Source organism: Streptomyces sp. NPDC001492, assembly GCF_053597275.1.
The window spans coordinates 118,864-132,794 of the sequence record NZ_JBSFHW010000012.1 but is presented as its reverse complement, the minus strand read 5'-3'; the positions used below and the strand labels follow the sequence as shown (position 1 = coordinate 132,794).

Annotated in this window: 12 protein-coding genes; 6 read left to right on the top strand and 6 right to left on the bottom strand. The window is 70.7% G+C overall.

The window, feature by feature from the left end:
• Positions 1 to 11 precede the first annotated feature (11 nt).
• The gene (locus ACWC1K_RS17805) at positions 12 to 2,108 is read left to right on the top strand and encodes a SpoIIE family protein phosphatase (RefSeq protein WP_450832344.1); all 2,097 of its coding nucleotides are present in this window, start codon (positions 12 to 14) and stop codon (positions 2,106 to 2,108) included.
• Positions 2,109 to 2,172: 64 nt separating this feature from the next.
• Here the strand turns inward: ACWC1K_RS17805 and ACWC1K_RS17800 are convergent, their stop codons facing one another.
• Complete coding sequence (locus tag ACWC1K_RS17800) at positions 2,173 to 4,548, bottom strand: transglycosylase domain-containing protein (protein ID WP_450832342.1); 2,376 nt, start codon at positions 4,546 to 4,548, stop codon at positions 2,173 to 2,175.
• 274 nt (positions 4,549 to 4,822) lie between these two features.
• Between ACWC1K_RS17800 and ACWC1K_RS17795 the strand changes: the two genes are divergently transcribed.
• The 5 genes from ACWC1K_RS17795 to ACWC1K_RS17775 all read left to right on the top strand — a co-directional run bounded on the left by ACWC1K_RS17795 (position 4,823) and on the right by ACWC1K_RS17775 (position 9,645).
• Positions 4,823 to 5,740 (top strand): SPFH domain-containing protein, encoded by a 918-nt coding sequence (locus ACWC1K_RS17795; RefSeq protein WP_450832340.1) that lies wholly within the window; start codon positions 4,823 to 4,825, stop codon positions 5,738 to 5,740.
• Positions 5,737 to 5,979, top strand: coding sequence for a hypothetical protein (locus tag ACWC1K_RS17790; RefSeq protein ID WP_450832339.1), 243 nt, complete (start codon positions 5,737 to 5,739; stop codon positions 5,977 to 5,979). Before ACWC1K_RS17795 ends, ACWC1K_RS17790 begins: the two co-directional genes overlap by 4 nt.
• Before the next feature lie 128 nt (positions 5,980 to 6,107).
• Entirely contained in the window at positions 6,108 to 6,632 is a 525-nt protein-coding gene (locus ACWC1K_RS17785) for a PadR family transcriptional regulator (protein ID WP_351462185.1), read from the top strand.
• Positions 6,629 to 7,315, top strand: coding sequence for an ABC transporter ATP-binding protein (locus ACWC1K_RS17780; protein WP_450832337.1), 687 nt, complete (start codon positions 6,629 to 6,631; stop codon positions 7,313 to 7,315). The genes ACWC1K_RS17785 and ACWC1K_RS17780 overlap by 4 nt, the downstream gene beginning before the upstream one ends.
• The gene (locus ACWC1K_RS17775) at positions 7,312 to 9,645 is read left to right on the top strand and encodes an ABC transporter permease (RefSeq protein ID WP_450832335.1); all 2,334 of its coding nucleotides are present in this window, start codon (positions 7,312 to 7,314) and stop codon (positions 9,643 to 9,645) included. Before ACWC1K_RS17780 ends, ACWC1K_RS17775 begins: the two co-directional genes overlap by 4 nt.
• 50 nt (positions 9,646 to 9,695) lie before the next feature.
• Here the strand turns inward: ACWC1K_RS17775 and ACWC1K_RS17770 are convergent, their stop codons facing one another.
• From ACWC1K_RS17770 to ACWC1K_RS17750, 5 genes are all read right to left on the bottom strand, one after another.
• Entirely contained in the window at positions 9,696 to 10,124 is a 429-nt protein-coding gene (locus ACWC1K_RS17770) for a hypothetical protein (RefSeq protein ID WP_351462188.1), read from the bottom strand.
• Positions 10,125 to 10,128: 4 nt separating this feature from the next.
• Positions 10,129 to 10,521, bottom strand: coding sequence for a roadblock/LC7 domain-containing protein (locus tag ACWC1K_RS17765; RefSeq protein ID WP_450832333.1), 393 nt, complete (start codon positions 10,519 to 10,521; stop codon positions 10,129 to 10,131).
• A gap of 58 nt (positions 10,522 to 10,579) precedes the next feature.
• On the bottom strand, positions 10,580 to 11,404 hold the full coding sequence (locus ACWC1K_RS17760) for a MarR family transcriptional regulator (RefSeq protein WP_450832331.1): 825 nt from the start codon (positions 11,402 to 11,404) through the stop codon (positions 10,580 to 10,582).
• Positions 11,405 to 11,558: 154 nt separating this feature from the next.
• The gene (locus ACWC1K_RS17755) at positions 11,559 to 12,911 is read right to left on the bottom strand and encodes an AI-2E family transporter (protein ID WP_450832329.1); all 1,353 of its coding nucleotides are present in this window, start codon (positions 12,909 to 12,911) and stop codon (positions 11,559 to 11,561) included.
• 159 nt (positions 12,912 to 13,070) lie between these two features.
• Entirely contained in the window at positions 13,071 to 13,754 is a 684-nt protein-coding gene (locus tag ACWC1K_RS17750; protein WP_450832328.1) for an aggregation-promoting factor C-terminal-like domain-containing protein, read from the bottom strand.
• Positions 13,755 to 13,931 lie beyond the last annotated feature (177 nt).

Below are 13,931 nucleotides of genomic sequence, written 5' to 3'. Positions count from 1 at the left end.
CGGAGCACCCCATGTCCTTCGAGCGCCCGCAGCCGGGCGCCGACCCCGCGGACCCCCGCGGGGCGCTCCTGCACACCCAGACGCCCTCCCCCACGGCCGCTTTACCCGCACAGGCGCGCACCGGGGAGACCCCGTCGACACCGGGTACGGCCACACCGTGCAGCAAAGCAAGCCAGGGAAAGGACCCGGTCTCGCCCCCCTCCGACACCACCGGCCCCGAGCACTCGCAGCCCGCCGCCGCAGAAGCCGTGGAACCCGGCACGCACCGTCCGCGCCCCGTGCCCGAGGCCATCCCGGACCAGCCGGACGGCGAGCGGGACCGGCCGCAGAAGTCCGGCGCCCAGGAGCGCCGTACCGGGCAGGGAGTGACGCCCCCCGGGCAGCCCACGCCGATGCGGCGGGACGGCGACCGGCTGCGGTTCGTCGGCGCGGCGACCAGGCGGATCGCCCGCGGCATCGACCTCGACGAGATCGTCATGGGCCTGTGCCGGGCCACCGTGCCGACCTTCTCCGACGCGATCCTCGTCTATCTGCGCGACCCGCTGCCCGTCGGCGACGAGCGGCCCACCGGCCCGCTCGTGCTGCGTCTGCGGCGCACCGACCGGATCCCCGCGGAGCGGGACACCGAGGGCGGCTTCTCGCCCGCCCTGCAGCCGGAGCCCCCGGAGATGACGGGGCTCGACGCGGTCGGCGCCGAACTGTGCGAGGTGCGGCCGGGCAGCGCGCTCGCCGAGGTGCTGCGCGGGGTCCGCCCGGTCTTCACGGACGCGCCCGCCGCCCGCGCCGCCCTGCCCGAACTCCTGGGCGACGGAGGGGAGTTCGCCGTACCCGGCGGACAGCGCGCGATCCTCGCCCCGCTGCGCGGCCGGCGCCGGGTGATCGGCGCCGCGCTCTTCCTGCGCCGTCCGGAGCGCATGGCCTTCGAGGCCGACGACCTGCTGGTCGCCGCCCAGCTCGCCACGCACAGCGCCCTCGGCATCGACAAGGCGGTGCTGTACGGCCGCGAGGCGTACATCGCCGACGAGCTGCAGCGCACCATGCTCCCGGAGACCCTCCCGCGGCCCACGGGCGTACGGCTGGCGTCCCGCTATCTGCCCGCCGCCGAGACCGCGCGGGTGGGCGGCGACTGGTACGACGCCATCCCGCTGCCCGGCAGCCGGGTCGCGCTGGTGGTGGGGGACGTGATGGGCCACTCCATGACGTCCGCGGCCATCATGGGCCAGCTGCGGACCACGGCCCAGACCCTGGCGGGCCTCGACCTGCCCCCGCAGGAGGTCCTGCACCACCTCGACGAACAGGCCCAGCGCCTGGGCACCGACCGCATGGCGACCTGCCTCTATGCCGTGTACGACCCGGTCTCGCACCGCATCACCATCGCCAACGCCGGCCATCCGCCGCCGGTCCTGCTGCACCTGGGCGGCCGCGCCGAGGTGCTGCGGGTGCCGCCGGGGGCGCCGATCGGTGTGGGCGGCGTCGACTTCGAGGCCGTGGAGCTGGACGCACCCGCCGGGGCGACCCTGCTCCTGTACACCGACGGCCTGGTCGAGTCCCGGCTGCGGGACGTGTGGACCGGCATAGAGCAACTGCGCGAGAAGCTCGCCGCGACCGCACAGCTGACCGGCCCGGACCATCCGCCGCCGCTGGAAGCACTCTGCGACGAGGTCCTGGACATGCTCGGCCCGGGCGACCGGGACGACGACATCGCGCTGCTCGCCGCCCGCTTCGACGGGATCGCGCCGAGCGACGTGGCGTACTGGTTCCTGGAGCCGGAGGACGCGGCACCCGGCCGGGCCCGCAGGCTGGCCCGGCGCGCGCTGTCCCGCTGGGGCATGGAGGACCTCAGCGACTCCGTGGAGCTCCTCGTCAGCGAGGTCGTCACGAACGCCGTCCGCTACGCCTCCCGGCCGGTCACGCTACGGCTGCTGCGCACCGACGTACTGCGCTGCGAGGTCGGCGACGACGTACCGCAGCTGCCACGGCTGCGGCAGGCACGGGCGACGGACGAGGGCGGTCGCGGCCTGTACCTGGTGAACAAGCTGGCCCGGCGGTGGGGGGCGACGCGGCTGAGCACCGGGAAGGTGGTCTGGTTCGAGCTGAACCAGAGCTGAACCAGAGCTGAGCGAGGCATGCAGAGGGCGCCCGGCGTTCGCCGGGCGCCCTTTGCTGTTGCTGCTACTGGCCGTTCGGATTGAGCGGGTCCGTCGGGGCCGTCGGGGTCTGCGTCGGCGTCTGCGTGGGTGTTTGCGTCGGCGTCTGCGTGGGCTTCTGTGTCGGGGTCTGCGACGGCGTCTGAGACGGCGTCTCGGACGGCTTCTGAGTGGTCGGTGACTGGCTGGGCGTCCGGCTCGGCGACTGCGTGACCGTCGGCGTCCAGGTCGGCTGGACCGCCGCGCCCTGCGTGGTGTCCAGATCGAACTTGAGGCCCGTGGCGGAGACGCCGAAGGTGTACGCCGCCCAGATCTGCGCCGGGAACGTTCCACCGTTGACGCGGGGCAGTCCGCCCGCGTGGTACATCGAGACCTGGGCACCCGTCTTCTTGGACTCCCCGAACAGGCCCACCGAGGTGACCAGGTCGGGCGTGTAGCCGGTGAACCAGGCGGAGCGGTTCTCGTCGGACGTACCGGTCTTGCCGGCGACCTTGCGGCCGTCGCGGTTGGGGTTGGCCTCGACCGACGTCTTGGCCGTACCGTCGTCGACCACACCGGTCAGCACCGAGGTGACCGTGTCGGCGGCCTGGGTGCTGATGACCTGGTCGCCGATCGGATCCGGCAGGGTGACCGAATGCCTGCTGTTCTCGACGGACTTGATGATGCTCGGGGTGACCTGCTTGCCGTGGTTGTCGAGGGTCGCGTAGACCCCGGCCATCTGCAGCGGGCTCGCGCCCATCGTGCCGAGGGTCTGTGCAGACACCGGCTTGAGGTGGGCCGTGTCCATGCCCATCTGGCTCGCGACCTTGAGCACCTTGTCCATGCCGACGTCCTCGCCCATCTGCGCGAAGACGGAGTTGACGGACTGGTTCATCGCCGTCTGGACGGTGATGGGGCCGTAGCTCTGATCGTCCTCGTTCTCGGGGGCGAAGCCGACCTTGTTGCCGTTGCTGTCCACGACCTGGCGCTTGCTGGTGCCGTCGTAGATCGTGTTCGCGCCGATGGCCTTGCCGCTCTGCGTCTCGGCGGCCGAGTCCAGGGCGGCGGCGAGGATGACCGGCTTGAAGGTCGAGGCGGGCTGGTAGTCCGTGCGGGTCGCGTTGTTGCGGAAGTGCTTGTAGTAGTCCTTGCCGCCGTACATCGCGACGACCGCGCCCGTCTTCGGGTTCACGGACACGGCGCCCGCCTGGACGTCCGCGTCGACCGAGCGCTTCTTCGGGTCGAGTTTGCTGTTCAGCTGCGTCTTGGCGGCCTTCTCCAGCGCCGCCTGCTTCTTCTTGTCGATGTTGAGCGTGATGGTCCAGCCGCCGGCCTTCACCATCGTCATGGCGTCGTTGTAGTTGTCGGCGGTGCCCTGGGCCACCAGCCGCTTCGCCAGCTGGTTGTTGGCCGCGTCCACCAGGTAGCCGGTCTGCCCGCCCATGCCCGGCGCCGCCCTGGGCGCCAAGGGGGTCGGGAACCTCATCTCCGCGCGCTTGGTCTTGTCCAGCCAGTTCTTCTCGACCATGTTGTCGAGGACGTAGTTCCAGCGGGCCTGCACCAGCTTCCTGCCGGTGTCGGTCGCGATCGCCCAGTCGTACTGGTTCGGCGCCTGGAGGAGCGCGGCGAGATACGCCCCCTGCTGGACCGAGAGCTTCTGGGCGTCGACGTGGTAATAGGCCTGCGCGGCGGCCTGGATGCCGTACGCGCCGCGGCCGTAGTAGCTGGTGTTGATGTAGCCGGCGAGGATGAAGTCCTTGCTCTTCGTCCGGTCCAGCTTCAGCGAGATGACCAGTTCCTTCAGCTTGCGCGAGATGGTCTGGTTCTGCGTCAGGTAGTAGTTCTTGACGTACTGCTGGGTGATCGTCGAACCGCCCTGCGCGCCCTTGCCGGAGAGTGTGTTGAGGATGCCTCGCGCGGTGCCCTTGAGGTCGACGCCGTTGTCCTCGTAGAAGGTCTTGTTCTCGGCGGCGACGAAGGTGTGCTGGACGGCCTTGGGCACCTTCGACAGGTCGACGATCTCGCGGTTGCGCTGGCCGTCCCGGGTCAGCAGCTTGCCGTCGCTGTACTTGTAGACATTGCTCTGCAGCGTCGCGTCGCCGTTGCCGTCCTCGGGGACGGTGATCATCATGTACAGCGCGACGAAGGCGCCCATGCCGAGCAGGCACAGCGCGAAGAAGGTCCCGACGATCTTCTTCCAGGTGAACAGCCGGCGTATGAAGCTCCTGCCGTCCTTGCCCTTGCCCGCCTTGCCCTTGCCCGCCTTGCCCTTGGCGGCCCTGCGCGCCGCGGCACGGCCGCCTATGACGGTGGGCTCGGGCCCGGAGAGGTCCGCCGGTTCCGCCGTACCGGACGAGCGCGTCGGGGGCGCCGCGCGGCGGCCACCACGCTGTCGCGCTCGTCTCTCTTCCGCTCGTCCCATGGGTCCGTTCCGCTCCGCTTCGTTCATGTGTGCTCGTCTGCCACACAGGTTCGCCCGCACAGGTCAGCTCAGAAAGCTAACACCGGGAGATGTGACAAAGGTCGGTGGATCCGCTCTTTTGCGGACGTGACAATCAGCACCCGCCCCGATGGAACCGACGGCCGAGAGGGGTTCAGGGTTGCCCTGCGGGGTAAAGTGATATCACTTAGATAGGTGCATGCTCTCGTTTGAGGGCATGCCGATCAGACCGCACCACGACAACGGGGGACCACCCATGCCCATACACGACACCACTCCCGAGGCCGACATACCGGAGATGCCCGCGCCCCGCGTCCGGGAGTTCGCCGCGCACAGCATCGGCGGCGCGCTCGCGCTGCTGCTCGGGCTGCTCGGACTCCTGATCGCCGTCGTCCTGTTCGCGGCCGCGCAGGCACATCCGGCCTTCGCGGCCGGGGGTGCCGTCGTCCTCGTCGCGGCGGTGATCTCGCTGCGCGGGCTGAACACCGTGGCGCCCGGTGAGGCGCGGGTCGTCCAGCTCTTCGGGCGCTACCGGGGGACGATCCGGCAGGACGGTCTGCGCTGGGTGAACCCCTTCACCTCCCGCACGAAGATCTCCACGCGGGTGCGCAACCACGAGACCGCCGTCCTCAAGGTCAACGACGCCTACGGCAACCCGATCGAGCTCGCCGCGGTCGTGGTGTGGAAAGTGCGCGACACCGCTCAGGCCACCTTCGAGGTGGACAACTACCTGGAGTTCGTCGCCACGCAGACCGAGGCGGCCGTGCGCCACATCGCCATCGAGTACCCCTACGACGCCCATGACGAGGGCGGGCTTTCGCTGCGCGGCAACGCGGAGGAGATCACCGAGAAGCTCGCCGCCGAGCTGCACGCGCGCGTGGAGGCGGCCGGGGTGCAGATCATCGAGTCGCGCTTCACGCATCTCGCGTACGCTCCCGAGATCGCCTCGGCGATGCTTCAGCGGCAGCAGGCCGGGGCGGTCGTCGCGGCCCGGCGGCAGATCGTGGACGGAGCGGTGGGGATGGTCGAGGCCGCGCTCGCCCGGATCGCCGAGCAGGACATCGTGGAACTGGACGAGGAGCGGAAGGCGGCGATGGTGTCCAACCTGATGGTGGTGCTGTGCGGGGACCGCGCCCCGCAGCCCGTGCTCAACACCGGGACGCTCTACCAGTGACGGAACCTTCCGAGGGGCCTTCGCCCCGGCGCCGGCCGCAGCAGCGCAAGCAGGTGCTGCTGCGGCTGGACCCGTTGGTGTACGAGGCGCTGGCGCGGTGGGCCGGGGACGAACTGCGGTCCGCGAACGCCCAGATCGAGTTCCTGTTGCGCAAGGCGCTGCACGAGGCCGGGCGCCTCCCGGGAGGGGCCGGACCGATCCCGCGCCGCGGGCGGCCGTCCGCAGATCCCGAGCACTGAAGGTTCGTGTAGCAGAACCGTGACAATCGGCTCCCACCTGCGGAGCTGTGAGCCGGCTGTACGCCCCGCCATGATCTCAACACAAGGCGTATACACAAGGCGTATACACCATGTGTAGAGTCGTGGACATGTCCATCGGTCACACCCTTCTAGGGCTCCTGGAGTCCGGGCCCCGCCACGGCTACGACCTCAAGCGGGCCTTCGACGAGAAGTTCGGTCACGACCGGCCGCTGCACTACGGCCAGGTCTACTCGACGATGTCCCGCCTGCTGAAGAACGGGCTCGTCGAGGTCGACGGCATCGAGGCGGGCGGCGGTCCCGAGCGCAAGCGGTACGCGATCACCGACGCCGGGATCACCGACGTGGAGCGCTGGCTCGCCACGCCGGAGGCGCCCGAGCCGTATCTGCAGTCCACGCTGTACACCAAGGTCGTCCTCGCGCTGCTCACCCACCGCAACGCGGCCGACATCCTCGACACGCAGCGCTCCGAGCATCTGCGGATGATGCGGATCCTCACCGACCGGAAGCGGAAGGGGGACCTGGCCGACCAGCTCATCTGCGACCACGCCCTGTTCCATCTGGAGGCCGACCTGCGCTGGCTGGAGCTGACCGCAGCGCGTCTCGACAAGCTGGCGGAGGCGGTGGCCAAGTGACTCCCGCAGGTTCCCTGCTCGTCGCCGACGAGCTGCGCAAGTCGTACGGGCCGACCACCGCGCTGGACGGTGCCGAGTTCTCCATCCACCCCGGTGAGGTCGTCGCCGTGATGGGCCCCTCCGGGTCCGGCAAGTCGACGCTGCTGCACTGTCTCGCGGGGATCGTGACGCCCGATTCGGGGTCGATCCTGTACGCGGGGCGCGAGATGGCGACCATGAGCGATGCCGAGCGCAGTGCGCTCAGGCGCTCCGAGTTCGGCTTCGTGTTCCAGTTCGGCCAGCTCGTACCGGAGTTGACCTGTGTCGAGAACGTCGCCCTGCCGCTCAGGCTGAACGGCACCTCCCGCAAGGAGGCCGAGCGCACCGCCCTGACCTGGATGGAGCGGCTGGAGGTCGACGACCTCGCGAAGAAGCGGCCCGGTGAGGTCTCCGGCGGTCAGGGGCAGCGCGTCGCCGTCGCCCGGGCGCTGGTCACCAGCCCCCGTGTGCTGTTCGCCGACGAGCCCACCGGCGCGCTGGACTCGCTCAACGGCGAGCGCGTGATGGATCTGCTCACGGACGCGGCCCGGTCCACCAACGCCGCCGTCGTCCTCGTCACGCACGAGGCCCGGGTGGCCGCGTACTCGGACCGCGAGATCGTCGTACGGGACGGCAAGTCCCGGGACATGGAGCGGGCCGTATGACTCTGCGGGGGTGGGCCGGGGATCTGGCCATGGGGATGCGGTTCGCCTTCGCGGGCGGCCGTGAAGGGTGGACGCGGGCCGTGCTGACGGCTGTGGGCGTCGGGCTGGGGGTGGCGCTGCTGCTGATCACGACGGCGATCCCGAGCGCACTGTCCGCCCGGGACAAGCGGGGCACCGACCGGGACGACTTCACGTACAGCGCGAAGACGCTGCCGAAGTCGGACCACACGCTGATCATCGCCAACGCGGAGACGTCCTTCCGCAGCAAGGACATCCGCGGCCGGTTCGTGGAGCCCGAGGGGGTGAAGGCGCCGCTGCCGCCGGGCGTGGCGAAGTTCCCGGCGAAGGGCGAGATGGTCGCCTCACCGGCGCTGAAGGAGCTGCTGGAGTCCGACTCCGGCAAGCTGCTGCGCGAGCGCTACCCCTACCGGATCACCGGGACGATCCAGAACTCCGGACTGATCGGACCCGCCGAACTCGCCTTCTACGCGGGCGCCACCGGCCTGGAGAACCATCTCTCCAACGGCTACGTCGAGCGCATCGACTACTTCGGACCCTCCGCCAACCGCACGCCGGACAAGCTGGACCCGGTCCTGATCCTGCTCATCATGATCATCTTCGTGGTGCTGCTGCTTCCGGTCGGTGTGTTCATCGCGGCGGCCGTCCGCTTCGGCGGCGAGCGCCGGGACCGGCGCCTCGCGGCGCTCAGGCTGGTCGGCGCCGACGGCCGAATGGCCCGTCGGATCGCCGGCGGTGAGGCCCTCGCGGGGGCGCTGCTCGGGCTGGTGCTCGGCACCGTCTTCTTCGTGGCGGCCAGGCAGTCGGCGAGCGTACTGGTGGTACGGAACATCAGCGTCTTCCCCAGCGACCTCAACCCCTCCCCCGCACTCGTCGCGCTGGTCGCCGTCGCCGTACCGGCCGCGGCCGTCCTCGTCACCCTGTTCGCGCTGCGCGGGGTCGTCATCGAACCGCTCGGTGTGGTCCGTACGGCCAAGCCCCCGCGCCGCCGGCTGTGGTGGCGGCTGCTGCTGCCGCTGGGCGGCCTCGCGCTGCTCTACCCGATGATCGGCCAGGGCAACGACAACGGCCGCTTCAACGAGTGGATGGTGATCGGCGGCACCGTGCTGCTGCTGGTCGGCGTCACCGCGCTGCTGCCGTGGGTCGTCGAGGCCGTGGTGGCCCGGCTGAACTCCGGCTCGGTCTCCTGGCAACTGGCCGTCCGCAGGCTGCAGTTGAGCAGTGGCTCGGCCGCCCGCATGGTCAACGGCATCGCGGTCGCGGTGGCCGGGGCGATCGCGCTGCAGATGCTGTTCGCCGGGGTCGAGCACGACTACACCAAGCAGACCCGCAACGACCTGAACCGGGCGCAGATGCAGGTCTCCCTGCACAGCGAGGTCCCGCTGGCCGAGGTGAGCCGGGCGCTTTCCGGAACCGAGGGGGTGCGCCACGCATCGGCCCTCTCGCTGGGCTCCGCTGCGGACCGGGCGAAGAATCCGGAGAACTCGCTGGAGGTCGCCGTCGGCAGTTGCGCGGAGCTGCGCGAGGTGGCGCGGCTGGCCTCCTGCCGGGACGGCGACGTGTTCCGGATCACCGGCGGCGAGTACGGCGACAAGGCGAAGGAGTTCCTCATACCGGGCCGCACGCTGTACTTCGACCCCCGGTACGACGACCACCCGAGCCACACGGCCGCCTGGAAGGTGACCTCCGGCACCCTGACCGCCGAGGGACGCCCGGACCCGACCGGCTACGAGCGCGGCGGTCTGCTCTTCACGCCGGGCGCACTGCCCGAGTCCGCGCAGGCCGGCCTGAGCCCCATGGTGTACGTGTCGCTGGACCAGTCGGTGCCGGACGCCCGTGACCACGTGCGCAATGCCGCGGCCCGGCTGGATCCGCTGTCGGAGACGTTCAATCTGGCGGCCAGCGAGCAGTCGCTGCAGTTCAAGCCCATCCGCAACGGCCTGTTCGTCGGGGCCACCTGTGTGCTGCTGCTGATCGGCGCGAGCCTGCTGGTCTCCCAGCTGGAGCAGCTGCGCGAGCGCAAGAAGCTGCTGTCCTCGCTGGTCGCCTTCGGCACCCGGCGCCGCACGCTGAGCCTGTCGGTGCTGTGGCAGACGGCGATCCCGATCGCGCTGGGCCTGCTGCTGGCCTCGGTGGTCGGGCTGACGCTGGGCGCGGTACTGCTGCGGATGACCGGTGAGACGGTGACCGTGGACTGGGCGAGCGTGCTGTCGATGACGGGCATCGGCGCGGGTGTCGTAGTCGCCGTGACCCTCCTCAGCCTGCCCCCGCTGCTGCGGCTGATGCGCCCGGACGGGCTGCGCACCGAGTAGACGGCCCGGGCTCAGGGCCCCTCCCCGACGCGGGGAGGGGCCCTGTCCGTTCACAGGCCGTACTCCCGCACCACCCGCCGTACCTGAGCGAACAGCATGCCCACATTGACCGACTTGCGGCAGACGACGACGGCGACGACGTCCTGCTGCTCGTTCATGCGCACGAACAGGTGGGTGAGGTTCTCGCTGTTGACGAGGATCTCCTGGAAGAAGTGGTTGTCGCTCTGGATCCCGCGGCGCTCCTTGAAGACGTCCTCGATCATCACGACCGTGCGTCCCTGGAACAGGTCGAGGGTCGCGCCGGCCAGCAGGTCCAGGACCTCCGGCGGGTGGTTGTCGACGGTCTCGTACGACAGCAGCATGCCGGTGGACATGTCGACGACGCCCGAGGCGACACAGTCGGGGGCGTCGGTACGGAGGGATTTGACCAGGCCCATCACCTGGTCGGAGAAACCTGGGGTCATTCGCTTCGTCGCCATCCCTTCAGACTCCTTCAGCTGTCTTGTTCTGGTGCGTGAGGATCGAGCCGATGCGGTCCAGGGCGGGCTGAGTCACCCGGTGCAGGCGGTCGACGTCCATGCCCTCGTCGCCCAGCACGACCATCAGGGCGGTGTCGCCGACGGGGTAGCAGGCGGCACAGCCGTGGCTGCCGTACGTCACGGTCCGGCGCAGCGTGCCGCGGGCGGTCGCCTGGGCGGTGCGGCGGGCGAGGCCGAGGCCGGCCGCGGCGAGGGCGGCGAGGCCTTCCGGGTCGATGGAGTCGGCGGTGTCGGCGGCGATCAGCAGTCCGTCGGCCGCCGCGACCGCGGTGTCGGTGATTCCGGCCACCTGCTCCCGAAGGCCGCGCATCTCAAGCGCCAGGGCTTCGTGATCCATATGCTCAACTCCCCTATTTCTCTTTGCGTTTCATGTGTTTCGCGGCTGCTGGGCCGGCTCATTTCGGAGTTCCGTTCCGCAGCCGGAAGAAGCCGCCCGGTCTGCGCCGGGGCAGGTCGACGGGTGCCGGCGGTTGCGGCGGGGGCGGTACGGGCGGTGGCGGGGTGCGGTGGCGGATGCCCTCGGGGAGTGCGCGGACCGGGATCGGCGCGGGCACGGCGGGGCACTCCAGGAGCCCCTCGCCGAGCATGCGCGCGACCTCGACGGTGACGGTGTAGACGCCGCGCCCGGAACGGAAAGCCAGGTCGCGGGCGGTACGGCGGCCGTCGGCATGGTCGAGCAGCGCGCGTTGCAGTGCGCTGAGCGGGCCGCCGGAGTGCGGGCCGGGCACGGGGCGTTCGCGGTCGGGATGAACAGGGCGGGGCAGGGCCGCGAGGGCGGCGAGTTTACGGGCGGCTTCCTCCAGGAGCCGGGCGGGCGGCTCGCCCACGGCGACCGGAGCGGGCGGTTCGGAGCCGCCCCCGGCGCGTTCGCAGCCGTCGATGCGGCCCGCGAGGATCGCGAACGCCGCGTCCTGCAGCGCCATCGCGCACACCACCCTGAGCTGGGCGGCACCGGCGTACCCGTGGGCGATCAGCCCGGCGGCCGGCCAGCGTGCGCCCCCGGCCTCCCGGACCAGCGCGGCCCACTGCTCGCCGTCCACCCGCCCGGACCGCAGCAGCAGTGTCTCCGGCCCCGGCGCCCCCGGCGACTCGGCGGCGACGACGAGCCCGTCCCTGAGGTGCAGGACGCCGCCGGGCGCCCCGGACACACGCAGGACACCGGTCCACCCGTCCCGCCCGCAGGCGGCGAGGGCCCGCGTCAACAGGTCGTAGCCCGACATCACGCGGGAAGGTGTATCAGTCCGAACGCATATTCCGGGTGCCGGTTTCCGACCTGTCTCCAGGTGACGGAAGTTGAACCGTGGGCTCGTTCAAATCGCTTTGTTCGGTGCGCATTTGATCGAGTAGGAGGCCCGTTTCAGGCACCGTCGGAGGTCAGGCGCCGGCGTCTTCGGTGACGTCGCCGGGGGCTGTGCCCCCGGACCCCCCTTCGGCCTGAACGGCCTCGTCCTCGATCGCCGGACCGGCTGGTTGTTGCTGATCGGCGGGGAGAAGTCCGGCCGAGTACGCCCGCAGATACCCCACCACCGTGTTCGTCACCGCCACCAGCGGAACGGCGACCACCGCGCCGCCGATGCCGGCGACCATGCCGCCCGCCGCGACCGACAGGACCACCGCGAGGGGGTGGACGCGTACCGCGCGGCCGAGGATGAACGGCTGCAGGATGTGGCCCTCGATCTGCTGGACCGCGAGGACCACGAGGAGCGTCATCACCGCCGTGAACACGCCCTGGGTGACCAGTGCGACGACCACGGCCAGCGCGCCGGAGGCCACCGCGCCGACCAGCGGGATGAAGGAGAACAGGAAGATGAAGACGGCCAGCGGGACGGCCATGGGGACGTCGAGGAAGTAGATGCCCAGGCCGATGAAGATGGCGTCGATCAGGGCCACCAGCACCGTGCCGCGCACATAGGCGGTCAGCGTGCCCCAGGCCCGCGGGCCGGCGCCCGCGACACCGGGGCGGGCCGCCGCCGGCACCAGCTTCAGCGTCCACTCCCAGATGCGCCGGCCGTCGTAGAGCAGGAAGAGGGTCGAGAAGAAGGTCAGCAGGATGCCGGTGAGGGCCTCGACGACGACCTGGACGCCTTCCAGTCCCGCGGAGGTGATCTGGTCGGTGTTCGCGCCGACCGCATCCCGCAGGTTCTTGGCGATCTGGTTGATCTGCTTGTCGGTGACGTGGAAGGGGCTCTTCAGCAGCCAGTTGCGCAGGTCGTCGATGCCGCTCTGGATCTGGTTGGAGAGGTTGTCGATGTTCTCCATGACCTGCCAGGTCACGAACCAGCCGATCAGCCCCATGACGACGAAGCCGAGGATCGCGGTGAGCGCGGTGGCGGGACCGCGCGGCACCCCGTGGCGCTTGAGGCGGGCCACCGTCGGCTGCAGCAGCGCCGTGATGAGCAGGGCGACGACGAAGGCGAAGACGACGAGTTGTACGGCGCTGATGACCCGCATCAGCACCCAGACCGTGCCCGCGAGCACCAGCAGCCGCCAGCCGGCCTCGGCGGCGACGCGCACACTCCACGGCACGGCCTGCACGGGGTCCGGGCGGACGACGGGCGCGGGCGGTGCCTCGGCGGTGTGGTCCGCCGGCGGCGTCGCTGTCCTGGGCGGCGAAGGCGTCGGGTCGTCCGACTCCCGCTCCACCTCGGCGCGGCGCTCGTCCAACCGCTCGCTCACCTCGGTCAGACCGGCGCCGATACGGCCGAGCCACCCTGGCACTCGCGACATGATCCGTCCTCTTCCCCCGTGTCCCCGGGTGCTCCCCACCACTCCCCCCTGGAGTCGTCGCATCGACCGTACAGGGCAACAGCCCCTCCCCCTATGACGGGGAGGGGCTGCCGAAGGTTGAGAGGCCGGACCGCGGGTCTCGGCGGCTGCGCGCCGGGCCTAGTACCAGTGGTTGGCGGCCCAGAAGGACTGCGCCGCGCACGGGCTGCCGTAGCGGCTGTTCATGTAGTTCAGGCCCCACTTGATCTGCGTGGCCGGGTTGGTCTGCCAGTCGGAGCCGGCCGAGGAGTACTTCGAGGCGGGCAGCGCCTGGAAGAGGCCGTAGGCGCCGGAGGAGGCGTTGACCGCGTGGTAGTTCCAGCTGGACTCGTGGTCCACGATGTAGCTGAAGCACTGGAACTGGCCGCTCGGCACCATCTGCCGCGCCATCGCCTGGATCTCGGCGACGGAGTACGAGCTCTGGATCGGGAAGTCACCGGCGCTGCGGCTGGCCTTCTCCTTGGCCTCGGCGCGCTCCTTGGCCTCCTTGGCGGCCTTCTCCGCCGCTGCCTTCTTGGCGATGGCGGTGTCGGCGGCAGCCTTGCGGGCGGCCTCCTCGGCGTCCTTCTTGGCGCTCGCGTCGGCCTGGATCGCCTGGGCGTCGGCCTGCTGCGTCAGGGAGGCGGTCTGGACCTGGGCCTGCTGGCCCGCGGGTATGTCCGCCAGGAGCGTCGCGTCGCTTGCCGTCGCCTCGGCGTCGTTGGGCACGGCGGTGCTGCCCGAGGCAACTCCGACAACGCTTCCGACGGCGGTGACCGCGGTGGCCGAGGCCACTGCGAATCCCCGGACCGAAATCCGGCTCACACGGTTTCCTTCCAGCATCGCCCGCTTCGGTGACCCTGGCGGACGCAATCTTGCCCCTGGCACTGGCCTCCCAACTACGGGGTCACGGGAGGTACGGGCCCGGTGGGCAACTCCCGCGAGGGGAGCGCCGCGTGGTGCTCGGGCGGCATACGACGACGCTGTGGAGTTAGCTGTGGT